This is a genomic window from Marinomonas sp. KMM3893 (genome assembly GCF_004352855.1).
Taxonomy (GTDB): domain Bacteria; phylum Pseudomonadota; class Gammaproteobacteria; order Pseudomonadales; family Marinomonadaceae; genus Marinomonas; species Marinomonas arenicola.
In genome coordinates, this window is the sequence record NZ_SJSC01000006.1 from 106763 (window position 1) to 123174 (window position 16412).

Here is a 16412-nt window from a genome sequence, read left to right on the forward strand (position 1 = left end):
CGCTGCATTATAAAATCACTAAGAATGGACATGAGAATAACAAAAGAAACAAGTCAGACACTGAGCGTTTGGGATAAGTACAACGGAATAACCATCGCAGTGAACGCATTTAACCTGAGTATTATCAACTGAAGATAGCGCCACCAGCTATGCAGTGATGGCCTAGTGTTGTTGGCTTTCTTCTTTTACCTTTGAGAGTTTGTCTTAGGCGATTTTTGGCTACTTGTTCTAAGTCAGGCATGCTTTTTGGTATACAAAAAGCATTGCTTATCGATTCAACACTTATCACTAGCTTGTTTGATTTGACGTAGTGCAATAGACCCTAGGGTTTATGAGTTTGTTATATTGCCCGATGAACATTTTCCAGCACACCACACCTGAGAGGATATTCCCCAATGATGCGCCAATAAATAACCCCATTAGCCCATACATTTCAGAGCCCAGCCATACCAGTGGTAAGTAGCAAACAAATAACCGCAATAGAGAAGCATGCAATGCCACACTAGGTGCCCCAATCGCATTACAGGCAGACACGCTAATCATGCAAACACCAAGGCCCGCATAACTGATTGGAATCAGATAAAAGTATTGCATTAGCAAACTTTTAACGTCTTCCTCGCCACTTAGCAGACTTGTGATCGGACTGACAAATATCATCATTAAAATCGCCAAAACCAATTGAAAGGCAACAATGCTAAAAATGGCAGTTTTAATCAGTTTTAGAATCTCTGTGTAGCTCTGCTCTCCTTTAAGTTTTCCTATCATGGGAGGCAATGCCATGGTGACGGCCAACACCAAGACGATCAAAACATATTCTATTCGGCTCACCATGCCCCATACACCAACGGCTAAAATGCCATATGAAGCAACAATGATGGTCACAAAGAAGGCTGAAATCGGCGGGATAAATTGGCTTAATAACGCGGGGGCGGTGAATTTTGCAATGGCGCTGGTTCCTGTTCTTATTACTTTAGAATTTTTCGGTAAGGCCATATAGCCTTGCTTAAAAATGGATTTGAAAATGACTACTAAGCCAATAAAAAACGCAATACAGGTCGCCCAAGCGGCACCCGCAATCCCCATCTTAAAAGTGAAAATAAACACCGGATCGAGTACCACGTTAATCACACTCGTCAGTATCATAACCTTTCCAGGAATAAGAGTTTGTCCAAAAGCACGACAAATACTGTAGCCAAAATACAAAAAAGCACCTAGCCAACAACTTAATAACCAAGGTGCCCAAAAGCTGGGCAATAAGCGAATAACATTCGGCTTGGCACCTAACGCAGAAAAGATGCCTTGTTGATAAAACCAGAGTAAAAAAATCAGCAGACTCACCACAAGGCCGCCAAGCCCTAGCACGATCGCACTCAAGTACTTGGCATAGCTATCCCTTCTTTCGCCAATAGCAATTGATATGCAGGCGGTAGCGGCGATGCCGATACCTACTTGAATACCGACAATGAGTTGATAGATGGGTACAGAAAAACCAAGCGCAGCAAGGGGCTGAGGACCTAATTGGGCAATAAAAACACTGTCTATAAACTGACTTCCCATGATCGCAAATAAGCCGACCAACATAGGCAAGGTTTGGCGGTAGAGCGATTTAAATGGTGAAGAAGTTACGTATGCCATTATTTAGGCCTTTATGAAGTCAATGATTTATAAAAAAGGGATAAAAGCTCAACTCACTCGCTATACAGCACAATGAGTAAGGCATGCGAGAAACGAGCAAAATGAAGGAGGAGTTAACAATCCGTGTTAGTCGTAGCTCTTTAATACCCATGATTCCTGATACAGGGAGTATATTTACAAAGCTTTTTTTTGATAATACAATAATCAGTACATTCAGTTTTAAGAATTTCTAAACAATGAATAACGACCATCTACAGCTTTTTGTACGCGTTGCCTCAACCCAGAATATCAGCCTGGCGGGCAGTGAATTAGGCTTGTCGCCACCGGTTGCTAGCATGCACCTTAATAAGCTTGAAGAGTCTCTCGGGGTGAAGCTTATTCATCGAACGACACGTAAAGTGTCTCTAACTGAGGAAGGTCGTGAGTTCTTACCCCATGCAGAGGAAGTGCTCAGCGCCGTAGACAGAGCCAAAGCATCGGTTGGTGCTGGCAGCTTTACTCCTCGCGGCACTATTCGTGTTACGGCGCCCTCTTCATTTGGGCGCATGCATATTGTGCCTGCCTTGAAAGATTTCATCAGTGAATACCCGCACTTAAAAGTCGACCTAAGACAGAGCGATAACATTGTTGACATGGTAGAAGGCGGTTTTGACATTGCGATTCGAAATGCGGCGCTCAATGATTCCAGTCTGGTGGCTCGAAAGTTAGCCTCAGACACCCGTATTATATGCGCCTCTCCTGACTATATTGCCAAATTTGGTGAGCCTAAAACCCCTAAAGAACTTCAGCAGCATAGTTGCATCAACCTGATTGGCATTGATCATTGGGATTTTGAGAATGATGAAGGCATCCAGAGAATTAAGCCCAATAGCGCAATTAGAATAGACAACGGGGAGTCTACTCGTGACGCCTGTGTCGACGGTGCAGGAATCACCATCTCCTCTATTTGGTGTTGCGATAAAGAATTACGTGAAGGGAAATTAGTGAAAATATTGGCAGACTACCAGTTGGTCAATAATTCAGCGATCTGGGCGGTTTATCCAAGCTCACGACTGATTGCCCCAAAAGTGCGAGCCTTTATTGATTTCTTTGTAAAACGTTTTGGTGACAACCCTTATTGGGAAAGAAAATAACCCTTAACAAGGCCGACTGATGACTCACTCGGCCTTGTTTTTTTCAGGCTTCTATCTGATTTTAATTGCACTTAATGAATGAGGCACTTAATGGTCTGGATTCCTTCCCGCCCAGGCTTTATTTGCCGCCTCAAGGCTTTCGTTAGTGCCAAGTTTCATTAAGTCTTCTAACTGAGCGTGATGTTTCTTATACAAGGAAATGTAGCTTTCTTCTTCGCATCGTTTTTTATACAGCTCGGGCATCATTTCAATGTCTTTCTTTCTGAAAATCTGCTTCAGTCTATGGGCCTCATAAGAGTCAATGCCAAGCTGCTGCATCGCCGACTGGCCGATACTTAAAGCGCTATCAAAGGTTTCACGAAAGATATTATCTGCGCCTATGTCCATTAGTTCGAAGGCCGCTTCTCTGTCTCTCGCATTGGCCACGACTTTAAGGTGAGGATAGTGCTTGGCTGCCAGTTCAATCAAGTGCTTAGCAGCATCGGTATTGCCGAAGGTAACTACTAGTAGCTCAGCGTCAGCCGCCCCAGCAGACTCCAATAAATCCAGACGAGTAGCGTCGCCATAATACACTTCTATTCCTAGCTTACGTAGCACACTGACATTATTAGAGTCATAGTCAAGAATGACAGGTTTAATGCCAGCCGAGAGTAAAAAGCGTCCGATATCCACACCCAGTCTGCCAAACCCAGCCACGATGACTTTATGATCTCCTTTTTGGATCACATCCTCGTCTTCCGGAAGTGCTTCTGCCAATGAAGAACGTGCCATTTTATCATGTAAAACAAACATCAAAGGTGCGACAAACATAGAAATCGCCACCGCAGAAATCAGCGGCTCGATCACACTCACGGGCAAGACTCCGGTATTCTTGGTTAGCTGAAACAAGACAAAGGCGAATTCACCACCTTGGGCAAGGGCGATGGCAAACAAAGAACGTTCTTTACTGGTAATCCTAAACACCTTACCGATAAACACCAACACCAACCACTTTAAAGCGATTAGACCCGCGCTAAGACCCAGTATTAGTAAGATGTTGTCGCTAATCAGCGTAAAGTTCAAACTGGCACCAATCGAAATAAAGAAGATACCCAGTAATAAACCTTTGAAAGGTTCAATATCACTTTCCAATTCGTGTCGAAATTCACTGTCCGCCAACACCACTCCTGCCAAGAAAGCCCCTAGAGCAGGCGATAACCCTACCGCCAGCATCAGCAATGAGCTGCCAATGACTAATGCCAATGCTGCGGCAACAAAGATTTCTCTTACCCCTGTTTTGGCAATAACCCGAAACATAGGTTGACCGGCATACTTACCAATCACTAACACCAAAACCACCGCGCCTAAAGTGGTCATAAACTGCAGGTATTCGGGCAAAGCATGTAAGTCAAATAATACGCTGCCGTGCTGATCTGCGGTTAAACTTGGCAAGGTCGCCAATAAAGGAATAATCGCCAACATGGGGATCACTGCCAAATCTTGAAATAACAGCACAGAAAAAACGGACTGCCCTGCTTCGGTTTTCATTTGGCCTTTTTCTTGAAGGGTTTGCAGTACGATAGCCGTTGAAGATAAAGACAGAATGAGCCCTATCGCCAAAGCTTGTTGCCATGGCAAATACCAAGCACTAATCCCTGTGATAACCAAGCTGCTCAACACCACTTGCGAGCCACCCAAACCAATGATCGACGTCTTTAATTGCCACAACAAGGATGGTTTTAGCTCTAAGCCGACTAAAAACAGCATCATAACCACGCCAAATTCGGTGAAATGCATGATAGCTTCCACATCGTGTATTAATGACGCGCCAAAGGGGCCAATCACTATACCTGCGATTAAATAACCCAGTACTGAACCAAGACCGAGCTTTTTCGCTAATGGTACCGCGACTGCTGCCGCTACCAAAAAAATAAAAAATTGCAGTAAAAAAGCTTCCATCTTATTCGCTCCCGATTAGCTGATTGAGATCCGCATTAAGTAGCTCAAGCAATTTTGCTTGCTCTATGTCTACTCGCTCGTCGCGCAGAGCAATTATTGTTCTTCGATAACTTTCTCCATGGCGTAGTATTTCTGCCGTAGGCAGCCCACCATGCACTCCAGTGATGGCGAAAGGCGGCAACCAAACCAATTTGCATAGTTTTGCAGTGGCTCGAAATGGCGCACTCAGTTCTTTTAAAGAAAACTCGTTATAACCGTCTTTTTGGTAGCTAGCCCCATCACCACCAGCACTGATCACCTGAAAAAAAAGCTTATCTTTTAGGGCGTTGCCTTTAGAGCCATAAGCCCAATCGTGCTCTAACACCAGATCAAACCATTCTTTGACGATGGAAGGAGTGGAATACCAATAAAGCGGATGCTGAAAAATGATCACATCGTGCTCTTCACAAAGCTGTTTTTCTCGTTCTATATCGATCATGAAATCAGGGTAAGCTTGATAAAGGTCATTCACCGTAACGCCCTCAACCCCTTCAACCGCCTTTCGTAGGGTTTTATTTACGCTAGAGCGTGATTTGGCAGGGTGAGCAAAATTAATCAGGATTTTTTTCATTTCTATGGCTACCTAGTTATTGGCAACGTCCTTTAAGCCGACGATTAAAAATAAGTGATAAAAGCCCATTGGCTTTGACAACTTAAGTCTCATTGAGATGTATCATTTAAATGTAGTACCTAGCTTATTCAGCCTCACTTCTGGCTTGCCGCCCCAGTTAAGAGCCAACAGCAAGAAAGAAGCAAAGCCGATAGGTATCACGAGATATTAATTAATCTCTTGAACATTCATGACCAAGTCATTCCAGTTACGTTGGTTTTCGATGTCATCTTCAAGACGCTGCTCATCAGCAATTGAGAAGCGCTTAATCGCGGGTGTTTTGCTGGTGGCTTGGTAGAGCCAATAGGCTTCTGCTTTCAAGGCGTCTTCAATCGGCTTATCAATAGACTCATAAACCGCACGTTTACAGGCATTAATAGAATCTGCAGGAAATTGAGCAATACGTTTCGCCAAGGTATCAACGTATTCGCCTATTTGATCCGGGTCCAAAGCCTTGTTAATGGTGCCGAATGTTTCTGCTTCATCGGCATCGAAATCACGAGCGCTCAAAATAATTTCAAGAGCACGCCCCAAGCCTGTTTGGCGAGCCATACGTGAAGCACCACCGCCACAAGGTAAGATTCCCATGGCCACTTCCATTTGCATGAACTTATATTTACCACGAGCCGCAAAACGCATGTCCATGGCAAGTGCAAGCTCATGACCGCCACCACGGGCAAAACCTTCTAATTTGGCGATGGTCGCTTGAGGTACCTTGCTGATTCGTTCACACACTTCTTGTAAGTCCAACAGTTGTGCGTCTTCTCTAGACACTGCAACCGTCGACATGTCTTTTAATAACTCGGTATCATAATGACAAACCCAGATTTCTGGATTCGCAGATTGGAAAACCACCACTTTAGTACTGCGATCTCGTTCTAAGCGCATTGCTAGACTATTAAGGTCGGCGAGCATTTCTTGCCCTTGTACATTGACGCTGCCAAAGTCGAAGGTCACTGTTAAAATGCCACTGTCTTGCTCTGTCGTGAAAGTCTGAAAGCCTTCGTATTTCATAATAAATTCTCCAAATATTGTCATTAAGTGACAAAAACATGCTGTCTTTGCCTAAAAAGATCACCAAATGTGCAAAACAAATACTATATAATTTTGATTTATTTTATTATTGGCCAAATTAAACATTGAGTTTTAAGTTATAATTAATAATGGTTTTCCTTAATGAGCCTATGCTTAATCTTTATGCCTAAAACACGCCTATGCTTACTCCTATGCTCAACAACAGAAGACAGCCAATCGCCTATCAGGCCAAGCACCAATGATTGAAACACGCTTGCCTAGCTATGAGATTTGAGGACGTTATGAAAATTGCTGATTTACAAGTACTTATTAAAATTGCAGAGCTGCAATCGATTACCGCTGCAGCCAATCAGTTGGACATGAGCTCCGCCAGTGCCAGCATGGCGTTAAAGCGTATAGAGCAAGGTTTAGGAAGCCAGCTGTTTGTCCGCACCACCCGCAGCATTCGATTGACCCCAGAGGGGGAACGCTACTTGCCCATATGTCAGCAAGCACTAGAGCTATTGCAACAAGGGCAGATGGTGGTAAATGAAGAGCAAAAAAGCATCACAGGTGAAGTCAAAATGGCGGTGTCATCGGAAATGGGCCGTAACCTCATGCGCGTGTTATTAAATCAAGTGATGGACGAACATAAAGACGTTACCTTGCGTTTGCATGTGAGTGATAGCCGTGTGGATTTCTACCGTGACGGGGTGGATGTTGCACTGCGAGCAATGACCAAGAGTGCCGTACAAGATTCCAATTTATACGGTTTTCAAATTTGTAATATCCCTCATTTCCTATGTGCTTCTCCTGGCTATATTGCTGAGCACGGAGCACCTGAAACCCCGGAACAATTGTCACAACACAATGCCCTTTTATATAAGCTTTATGAAGTGATGCACGACAGTTGGGAGCTTTATCAGGGCGATGATAAATACAAGGTGAAAGTCATCAGTAATCGCGCCGTTAATGATGGGGATATTGTGCGCCGCTGGTGTGTGGACGGTACTGGCATAGCCAAAAAATCAGCCATTGATGTTGCTGAAGACCTGCTCGCGGGGCGACTGCAACGGGTCATGTTAGGCTACCAGATCCCAATAACAGAAATGTGGTTAGTATTGCCAAGTCGACAAATGATTTCACCAGCTATTCGGCTCATTCGCGATGCCCTTAAAACCAAAATCCACTCCCTTAGAGAAAGGCTTATCACAGCACAACTAATAACCCAAGAAGAATGGCCTGATCTACAGTGACTGCGCTCACCTAATGGTTTTATCCCTCATCATTAATCGAGTGGATAAACGCATTAACATAGTCCAGCTCTAAATCTTCATCACGCCCCACGTTGACGCTTTTAACCAAGCCTTGTTGGCCAAGCCGTAAGCTTTTTAGCGCTAATTTTTCTTTATGGGGTGAGTTAAGCCATTCTGGTAGTACCACGATTTGCTGACACTAATTGAAGCATCATTTCTGCCGTCTCAATAGGTACCCAACATTTCGGATTTACATTAGCTGGAGAGAGAAAATGCGTGTAGACATCCAATCGATTGTGACTAACCAGTACGGTAAAAATACTTATTAGTATTAGCCCAAGCGCTTTCTGGAGCAAATAATGTGGTGCTTTATGCTACAGGTGCGATTGTTGGCAGCATCTTGTCTCCAACGCCTTTATTAGCAACACTGCCGGTTACCATTTTTGTGCTGGGGATGGCAGTGTGTGTATTGCCGGTTGGGGAACTTGCGCGCCGGCACGGCCATCAAGCCGTCTTTTCTCGGATTAGGCAGTTTGGACTTCCCAGAGTTTGCTAGACTGTGGGCAACCCAAAGCTGCACTGCGTGAATGGAAGGCATCTAGATAAAACACAATGAAAATGATTATCAATAGTGTTAAATTCCTGTTCTCATCGATATAATAGCGCGCTCATATAGGTCTACAGGATTTCAGACATGGTTCGCCGCATTACGCATTTCAGACGAGTTTTTACACTGCTCTTGTTCAGCCTCATTCTTACAAGCTGTGATCAGTCACCTTCTGCACCACCTGCTCAAAAAACCTTAACCATAGATCAAGTTGAGAAAAGTGATTCTGGCTGGCCAAGAAGCATTATGACGCGTGAAGGCCTATTAACTCTGAAACAGGCGCCGACTCGAATTGTGTCCACCAGTGTGACCCTATCTGGCACCTTGTTAGCGATAAACGCACCACTTGTCGCATCGGGTGGCACCATGGCCAATACCAGTGTTGCATCCGAACAAGGCTTTATGCGCCAATGGTCAGACATCGCAGAAGAGCGCGGCGTGGTGTCTTTGTATCAAACTGAACCGAATGCCGAAGCCATTATCAAGGCCAACCCAGATCTCATCATTATCTCCGCCACTGGCGGGGATTCTGCCATGAAACTGTACGACCAATTAAAAGACATCGCCCCGACGCTTGTCATTGGTTATGACGACAAAAGCTGGATGCAATTGGCGCACATTTTTGGTGATTTACTTGGCCTAGAAACCCAAGCCAATCAGGTCATTCAAGACTTCGAAAAACAGCTAAAGCTCACAAAAGAAGCCATCACGCTCCCTCCTCAACCCACCTCCGCCATGGTCTATTACCAAGACGATACAGGGGCGAACATTTGGACAACAGAATCCGCCCAAGGCCGTCTATTACAAGAGCTTGGATTCACCATCGCTAAGGTGCCAGAATCCGTTAAAGGCAACATCAGTATGGGGCTACGTAACGACATTGTCATCGCCACAGGCGAGCGCTTCCCCGATGCCGTCACCGGCGAATCTGTGTTGTTATTTTCCGCTTCCGAAGACAGAACCGCCGCGTTTAAAAACAACCATTATTTACAAACCACTCACGCAGTGATCAACCATCAAGTGTACGCCGTTGGTGAAGATACCTTTCGCTTGGACTACTACAGCGCCAGCCATTTATTAACACGATTGCAAACCCTGTTTGGACGCAAAAACCATGTCGAATAACCCCTCCGTTTCTAGTGGAACGCGTTATAGCTGGTTACTGGGGTCAATATTACTATTGTCCATTATCATGGTGGTGAGTTTGTGTATTGGCGCCAAGCCGCTGTCTATCGACGTGCTCTGGAATGTGCTAGTTGGCAAGGAACACGGTCTTGCTGAAACCATCATTCTTGAAGGTCGGCTACCCAGAACGCTAAATGGACTCTTTGTTGGTATGGCTCTTGGCACTTCTGGCGCATTGATTCAAGCAATTACTCGAAACCCGCTGGCGGACCCTGGCATACTTGGCGTGAACCTTGGCGCAAGTTTGGCCATTGCCATCGCGATTGTTTTTTTAGGCGCAACCCAACTAACTGAGTTCTTTTTTTATTCCGCCATTGGCGCCTTGCTGGCCAGCGTTTTAGTGTATTTTGTCGGCAGTACAGGCGCTGGCAAAGTCGACCCTTTAAAGTTGACCTTGGCTGGTGTTGCCATCGGTGCGGCGTTTGCTGGGTTTAGTTCCAGCCTGACGCTTTTCAATCCGAGTGCGTTTGATCAAATTCGATTTTGGTCTGTTGGCAGCTTGGATTCACGAACACTTATGGTGCCCTTGTTTATTGCGCCTGTGGTGATTTTTGGGTGTTTTCTAGCCGTGGCTATTTCCCCTGCGCTCAATGCGTTTAGTCTGGGCGATTCTCTCGCCGCTGCACTGGGAAGCAAGCCTGCTCGTGTTCAAATCATAAGTTTGATCTCCATTACTCTACTTTGTGGCGCTGCCACCGCTGCGGCTGGCCCCATTGGTTTTGTGAGCTTAATGATGCCGCACATTGCCCGCTGGATGGTTGGGCCAGATCAGCGCTGGATCATCCCTTTTAGCTTTATTTTGACGCCAACATTGTTACTGATCGCCGACATTATTGGTCGCGTATTAATTGCGGGAGAACTTAGAGTGTCGATTGTGACCGCCTTTATTGGCGCGCCTATTTTGATTTATTTGGTGCGCAGAAAAGGAGCCAATGGACTATGAAACCGCCTCAAAGCAATCTAGCCCGCTCATTTTTTGGCATCCAGCCCTCACGAATCCTTGTTCTTTTTCTGACGATACTGCTGATCTTTGCCACGCTTTTTCTTGGTGATCACATTGCCAACAATCTGAGCGATGTCTGGCAGTTAATCGCCGGAAAAGCCAACCATTATCAATCCATTGTGGTTTGGCAATGGCGTGCCTCGCGATTGTTTTCTGCATTGCTGATTGGTGCGGCGTTGGGCGTCAGCGGCGCTGTGTTTCAATCCCTCGTTCGTAACCCGCTTGGTAGCCCAGACATAACCGGTTTTAACGTTGGTGCTTTTACTGGCGTGTTGATCTCCATCGCTTTTTTTGGAAACCTATACTGGTTAAGTGTGTTAGGCGCCATTCTAGGGGGGCTTTTTTCGGCACTACTTGTGTATTTGTTTGCTTATCGTGAGGGGCATTCTGGCTTTCGCCTAATCATCGTGGGCATTGCCATTAGCGCAACGCTGACGGCGTTTAATCAATGGTTATCACTCACCGTATCACTGGAAACCGCGATGACCGCTGCTTTATGGAGCGCGGGGTCCTTAAACGGTATGACATGGGCTCGTATCTTGCCCGCCGCGGCACTGATTTCGGCTTTTATGGTGTGCGCATTTTTACTCAATACGCGGATGAAATTACTTGAAATGGGGGACGATACTGCTGCCGCTTTGGGGGTGCCGGTCAATAAAACACGGCTGATTCTCATGTTTGTCGGGGTATCGCTAACTGCCGTTGCTACCGCAATTACTGGGCCGATCGCGTTTATTTCATTGGCCGCCCCACAAATCGCCCGTCGGTTAGAAAACAGTGCCAGCGTATCGCTGAGTTCGTCTGCGTATGTTGGTGCTTTATTGTTATTGTGTGCCGACTTTATTGCGCAACACGGCTGGGCAGGCTCCACCTTGCCAGTCGGCCTGGTCACTATCAGTTTAGGCGGTATTTACTTGGTCTATTTGATTACTCGTGAAGGAAAATTATGACAGCGCCCTCCGTAAAACCTCACGTAACGGGGTTATCTCTTACAGAACTATCACTCGCAACAGAATCGATTACCTTATGTTATGACCAGAACATCATTGCGCAGGATCTTTCTGTTCGTATTCCTGAGGGAAAATTTAGCGTGATTGTCGGCCCAAACGGCTGCGGTAAGTCTACCTTACTGCGTGCCATGAGCCGATTACTTGAGCCAAAATCAGGCCAAGTGCTGCTGAATGGCCAAGACATTCATACCCTGGCAACACGAGACGTCGCCAAAATATTAGGATTGTTACCGCAGAGCGCCATTGCGCCAGATGGCATAAAAGTCGTCGATTTGATTGCCCGTGGTCGTTTCCCTCACCAAACATGGTTTCAACCTTGGCGCGAAGAAGATCAAAACGCCGTTGACGCCGCCATGAAAGCCACCAGCATCACAGAATTTGCGCAGCACAATGTTGACCAATTGTCCGGCGGACAACGCCAGCGGGTTTGGGTTGCCATGGCATTGGCACAAGAAACCCCATTACTCTTGCTCGATGAACCGACCACGTATTTGGACATTGCTCATCAGATTGAGCTAATGGATTTGTTTCAGGATTTGAATCGACTTCAAGGCCACACTTTAGTCGCTGTGTTACACGATCTTAACCATGCTTGTCGTTATGCAGACAACCTTATTGCAATGAAAGCCGGCAAAATCATTGCCACTGGCGCGCCAAAAGACATTGTCACGGAAACCCTCATAGAAGAAGTGTTTGGCTTACCCTGTATGATCTTGGACGACCCTATCTCTGGCACGCCATTGATCATCCCAAAAGCTCGACAAACTCGCTAACAACTCAAATTCAATGAAATAAAGTTAACCAATCTGACCCAACGAAAAATGGCGATCTTACACAAGATCGCCATTTTAAACCTCGTCAATGCTGCATAGGCTCATCCCCGCGTAAGCGCGCCCCTATCTAGCCCCAAGGCATCTCACCCATGATAACTTTGGCGCTTAAACCCAATATCGCATCGCCGCCAATATTCGGATAGATGGCTTTCATTTTATCAATCAATTCATTTGAGTTAGTTGAGGATTGAGCAGAAGCTTCAAAAGCTTGAATGTATTTACGGGTAAAGTTAACCGACTGAATAGTCATTGGCTTGTCACCTAACATGTGCCCAGGGATAACAGTTGTAGGATGTAGTTGTTCAATCACATCAAGGGTTTTATACCAATTTTGACGTGATTCAGGGGTTTGCGTATCCGCTAAGAAAACGTGCATATTGCTAAACACCACTACACCACCAAGCATGGTTTTAATAGAAGGGATCCACACAAAGGTATGCTTGGGATCATGGCCGTTAAGACCCACAATATTCACTTTTTCACCATCAACCATTAAGGTATCGCCTTTCAATACGTCTGGCACAACCAGCTTTTGTGGTGCATTTTCTTTAAGGATAGGCCCCCAGTACGCTTTTTTAGGCGCCATGGATGCTTTGATATACGCTTGAGTTTTAGCGGATGCCAATACCTTGGCATGAGGATACGCCTCTGTAATCACGTCTAGCCCAAAATAATAATCGGGGTCACCGTGGCTAATGTATATAGTGGTTAGTTTTTTACCGGATTTTTTAATGAGTTCAACCAATGATTGTGCGTCATTTCGTTGAAATTGTGCGTCAACTAAGATTGCTTCTGTTGGGCCACTAATAAGTACGGAGCTGACAGGAAACACGCTTTTTTCTTGTGGATTAAACACCGTTGTTTCTAGTGTTGCGCTAACAGCATTGGCAGATACAACCACCGTTACGGCAAGCATACTTAGCTGAATGAATTTGGATAAAAGTGTCATAATAATCTCTAGTCTTTTGTGAATGCAGCGAGTAAATATGCTGTTGATAAATGTATTAAATTAAGGGATATAAAAGCACTTGCTAAAGAATATCGACAACGTCTTCGAATGCCAGACGCGGTCCTCTTGGATAATTCTTTGTTGCATCCCCGTAGCCAATGTTAATAATAAAGTTAGACTTATAACGACCATCAGGGAAGAAGGTGTCATCAACGATTTTATTGTCAAAGCCACTCATCGGGCCGCAATCTAAACCCAGACTGCGAGCGGCCATAATGAAATAAGCGCCTTGCAAACTTGAATTTCTAAATGCGGTGGCGTCTCGAAAAGCATCATTGCTAGCAAATAGGTCTTTGGCCGTTGGGTACGCAGGAAACAACTCAGGTAATTTATTATAAAACTGCGTATCCGAAGCAATAATCACCGTAGCAGGTGCCGTTAGGCTCTTTTGTTGATTGCCAGGAGCTAAGGCTTTGTTTAGTTTTTCTTTCGCATCGGCACTTTTTACCACCACATAATAAGCAGGTTGGCAGTTCATAGAGGTTGGCCCCCACTTCATTAACTCATAAAGTTCTTTAATCAACGCATCAGGAACTTCCTTATCTAAGAACGCATTAAATGTGCGTGCTTCGCTAAACAATTGTGCTTGGGCTTTTCTATCTAATTTATTATTCATGTAACGCTCCAGGTTTATTAACTAATTTTCATTCATAAATACATGCTTTATAAAAGTCATTATTCAATCGATCGAGTTCAATGTTTGTTTTACATAGGCTAACCACTTTACAGATTGGCCGTAATAATGATGGTGGTCCAATTTGATAAAGGCGCCATCTGAATGCTCAAATGCAAGTGTAGGAAATCCACCACCTCCGACTGTTTCCAACATATGTCGTGCTTTATTTATGTGTTGCAGCGTTTTTTCACCACTAAAAAGGTCAAAAGCATTTAAGAAATCCAAAGTGCTAGCACCGAGCTCATTGGCAATGTTTGCTAGGTTAGGAACATCGGACTGAGAACGCCCTTGTACAAATTGCGCGATTTGCATCTTATGCAACATCGCCAATGGATTAAGCCCTAAGGATTCGGCTGCTAACAGCGCTGTAATGGGCGTATCAGAATCTAAAATTCGCAGTTTATCTTCCAATATTGTTGTGTAATAAGTATGACTAAATACTTGGCCTGTTAAGGCTGTAATCTTTTTGTCCATAGCAACAATTTGCTGATGAGAAGCAGCGGATAATTGGCGTTTTCTTACGCCTGAAAATAAGCCGCCAGCGTATATTTTAATATCTACATTAGTTAATTGAGTGAGTGCATCAATAAGCGGTGCGACGGCGTAACACCAGCCGCACTGCGGATCCATAATGTAGTGTAGGGTCTTCATTTTGTTTTCCTGAGTAGTATTAACGGTATGAAACCAGTATAAGTTGCAAATATGTTGCAACAAACCCCATAGTAGGCAATTATTAGTTGCATAAATCGAACATATAGGTTGATAAATGGACAGGATTACTGCGGCTCAAGTCTTTGTCAGAATTGTCGAACAAGGTAGTATGGTGGGTGCTGCTCAGTCATTAGATATGTCACGCTCAATGGTGACAAGATACTTAAGCGAAATGGAGGCTTGGGCGAATGCGCAATTATTGCACCGTTCTACACGTAAACTCTCGCTTACGGCGGCCGGTGAAAAAGTTTTTGAAAACTGTTTGTCGTTATTAGATTTAGCTCAAGAAGTATCTATTCCTTCTCAACAAGATCGTGTTGCTGAACCTGAAGGGTCAATACGTATTTCGTGTTCCCAATTTGCAGCAACCGTTTTATTACCCAAGGTTATCGATGCGTTTTTAGATCAATTTCCCAAAGTACATATTGATATCCATATCAGCAACCAAGTAACCGACTTAGTTGAGGATAGAATCGATCTAGCAATACGTATTACCAACGACTTAGACCCTAATATTATTGCACGCTCCCTAGGTCGGTGCCGATCTGTTTTGTGTGCCACCGACGAATATTTAAAGCGCTTTGGATATCCAGTATATCCGGATGATTTAGCAAAACATAACTGCCTAATTTACTCCAATTTTGGTAAAAGTTTGTGGCACTTTAGCAAACAGAATCAGGAGTTTGTTACTTCCGTCTCAGGTAATTTTAGTGCGAATGAATCCATGCTATTACTACAAGCTACGCTCAAAGGTCGTGGTATTTCCTTACAACCCGAAAGTGCCGTAGAACAGTTGATCAGTAATAAGAAATTAGTTCATGTACTTCCCAACTATGAACCCGCATCTTTAGGTATTTACGCCATATACCGTTCTCGCAAACATCAATCTGTCGCGATTAGAAAGCTACTAGATAGCCTAATATCGCATTTTGATAGAATAGACCAGAGTAATAAATAAGATAGGCGTCTAGTAAAGTGTGGGAAGTCCACTACCTTATGCTGAAATTGCTGATTTTATGAAAGAGCTATCCAAGCGCCCTAGCCTCTCAGCCAGAGCGCTTGAGTTCTCAATATTAACCGTTGCTCGTTCAGGTGAAGTTCGTGGCGCTACCTGGGATGAAATAGATTTTGATAACAAGATATGGATTATTCCAGCGGAGCGGATGAAAGCACGTAAAGAGCATCGTGTTCCGCTATCATCTGGCGCAATAAAGATACTTCAAGAGCTCCCTAGGGTCGCTGGTGGCAATTTAGTCTTTCCTGGTCAACAAGGTAAGCAGATGTCAGATATGACGCTTACAGCGGTTCTTAAACGAATGGATCGTAAGGACTTAACGCAACATGGATTTCGTTCAACTTTCAGAGATTGGGCGGGTGAAACCACCAGCTTTCCGAGAGAAGTTATTGAACATGCTCTTGCTCATAAACTAAAGGATCAAGCAGAAGCAGCTTATCAGCGGGGAGATTTGCTACAGAAGCGAAGACTATTGATGGAAGAGTGGTTCAAAGAATCAATTCCGACTTGTCAGAACTCATTATCATCAAAGGGATAGTTGAAGTTACATCTGAATACAAGTTCGAAATGCGACACATTTCATTTTAAGCAACCAAGCACATTTCTTTAAACACTACTGCTGGTTGCTTGAAACCTAAACTCTTCCTTGGACGATTATTAATTTGCCTAAAAGCAAAGTTGCCATATAATTTTTCAAAACATTTTATGCTCAGAAATTCCAAAATTTCTCTGAGGGTA

At 44.4% G+C, this 16412-nt stretch carries 17 protein-coding genes; 9 read left to right on the plus strand and 8 right to left on the minus strand.

Annotated elements, in window-relative coordinates; translation table 11 throughout:
• Positions 1-288: 288 nt before the first annotated feature.
• Complete coding sequence (locus tag E0D71_RS14225) at positions 289-1635, minus strand: MATE family efflux transporter (protein WP_133003986.1); 1347 nt, start codon at positions 1633-1635, stop codon at positions 289-291.
• Between the two features lie 236 nt (positions 1636-1871).
• Here E0D71_RS14225 and E0D71_RS14230 point away from each other — a divergent pair, with 236 nt between their 5' ends.
• Positions 1872-2768 (plus strand): LysR family transcriptional regulator, encoded by an 897-nt coding sequence (locus tag E0D71_RS14230; RefSeq protein WP_133003987.1) that lies wholly within the window; start codon positions 1872-1874, stop codon positions 2766-2768.
• 87 nt (positions 2769-2855) lie between these two features.
• On the opposite strand, the gene E0D71_RS14235 is transcribed toward E0D71_RS14230, so the two are convergent.
• From E0D71_RS14235 to E0D71_RS14245, 3 genes are all read right to left on the minus strand, one after another.
• Complete coding sequence (locus E0D71_RS14235) at positions 2856-4706, minus strand: monovalent cation:proton antiporter-2 (CPA2) family protein (RefSeq protein WP_133003988.1); 1851 nt, start codon at positions 4704-4706, stop codon at positions 2856-2858.
• 1 nt (position 4707) lies between these two features.
• Positions 4708-5316 (minus strand): NAD(P)H-dependent oxidoreductase, encoded by a 609-nt coding sequence (locus E0D71_RS14240; protein ID WP_133003989.1) that lies wholly within the window; start codon positions 5314-5316, stop codon positions 4708-4710.
• Between the two features lie 207 nt (positions 5317-5523).
• Positions 5524-6369, minus strand: a complete 846-nt coding sequence (locus tag E0D71_RS14245; protein WP_133003990.1) for an enoyl-CoA hydratase/isomerase family protein — start codon at positions 6367-6369, stop codon at positions 5524-5526.
• Positions 6370-6671: 302 nt separating this feature from the next.
• Between E0D71_RS14245 and E0D71_RS14250 the strand changes: the two genes are divergently transcribed.
• Complete coding sequence (locus E0D71_RS14250; protein ID WP_133003991.1) at positions 6672-7625, plus strand: LysR family transcriptional regulator; 954 nt, start codon at positions 6672-6674, stop codon at positions 7623-7625.
• 19 nt (positions 7626-7644) lie between these two features.
• On the opposite strand, the gene E0D71_RS17420 is transcribed toward E0D71_RS14250, so the two are convergent.
• Entirely contained in the window at positions 7645-7812 is a 168-nt protein-coding gene (locus tag E0D71_RS17420; RefSeq protein WP_165943012.1) for a hypothetical protein, read from the minus strand.
• Positions 7813-7986: 174 nt separating this feature from the next.
• Here E0D71_RS17420 and E0D71_RS14255 point away from each other — a divergent pair, with 174 nt between their 5' ends.
• The 5 genes from E0D71_RS14255 (at position 7987) to E0D71_RS14275 (ending at position 12203) form a co-directional block, all read left to right on the plus strand.
• The gene (locus E0D71_RS14255; RefSeq protein WP_207923414.1) at positions 7987-8181 is read left to right on the plus strand and encodes a hypothetical protein; all 195 of its coding nucleotides are present in this window, start codon (positions 7987-7989) and stop codon (positions 8179-8181) included.
• A 138-nt stretch (positions 8182-8319) separates the two neighbouring features.
• A complete protein-coding gene (fepB, locus tag E0D71_RS14260; protein ID WP_133003992.1) occupies positions 8320-9357 on the plus strand; it encodes a Fe2+-enterobactin ABC transporter substrate-binding protein in 1038 nt (345 codons plus the stop codon).
• On the plus strand, positions 9347-10360 hold the full coding sequence (gene fepD / locus E0D71_RS14265; RefSeq protein ID WP_133003993.1) for a Fe(3+)-siderophore ABC transporter permease: 1014 nt from the start codon (positions 9347-9349) through the stop codon (positions 10358-10360). Before fepB ends, fepD begins: the two co-directional genes overlap by 11 nt.
• Complete coding sequence (locus E0D71_RS14270) at positions 10357-11370, plus strand: iron chelate uptake ABC transporter family permease subunit (RefSeq protein WP_133003994.1); 1014 nt, start codon at positions 10357-10359, stop codon at positions 11368-11370. The genes fepD and E0D71_RS14270 overlap by 4 nt, the downstream gene beginning before the upstream one ends.
• Positions 11367-12203 (plus strand): ABC transporter ATP-binding protein, encoded by an 837-nt coding sequence (locus tag E0D71_RS14275; RefSeq protein ID WP_133003995.1) that lies wholly within the window; start codon positions 11367-11369, stop codon positions 12201-12203. Before E0D71_RS14270 ends, E0D71_RS14275 begins: the two co-directional genes overlap by 4 nt.
• A 127-nt stretch (positions 12204-12330) precedes the next feature.
• Here E0D71_RS14275 and E0D71_RS14280 read toward each other — a convergent pair whose 3' ends face one another.
• The 3 genes from E0D71_RS14280 to E0D71_RS14290 all read right to left on the minus strand — a co-directional run bounded on the left by E0D71_RS14280 (position 12331) and on the right by E0D71_RS14290 (position 14599).
• Positions 12331-13212, minus strand: coding sequence for an MBL fold metallo-hydrolase (locus E0D71_RS14280; protein WP_133003996.1), 882 nt, complete (start codon positions 13210-13212; stop codon positions 12331-12333).
• Positions 13213-13294: 82 nt separating this feature from the next.
• A complete protein-coding gene (locus E0D71_RS14285; RefSeq protein WP_133003997.1) occupies positions 13295-13888 on the minus strand; it encodes a malonic semialdehyde reductase in 594 nt (197 codons plus the stop codon).
• Positions 13889-13951: 63 nt separating this feature from the next.
• Positions 13952-14599, minus strand: coding sequence for a DsbA family protein (locus E0D71_RS14290; RefSeq protein WP_133003998.1), 648 nt, complete (start codon positions 14597-14599; stop codon positions 13952-13954).
• A gap of 115 nt (positions 14600-14714) precedes the next feature.
• On the opposite strand from E0D71_RS14290, the gene E0D71_RS14295 reads away from it, so the two are divergent.
• Positions 14715-15617, plus strand: a complete 903-nt coding sequence (locus E0D71_RS14295) for a LysR family transcriptional regulator (protein ID WP_133003999.1) — start codon at positions 14715-14717, stop codon at positions 15615-15617.
• A gap of 19 nt (positions 15618-15636) precedes the next feature.
• Positions 15637-16212 carry a site-specific integrase gene (locus E0D71_RS14300; protein WP_207923415.1) on the plus strand — a complete coding sequence of 192 codons (576 nt, stop codon included), beginning with the start codon at positions 15637-15639 and terminating at the stop codon, positions 16210-16212.
• Positions 16213-16412 lie beyond the last annotated feature (200 nt).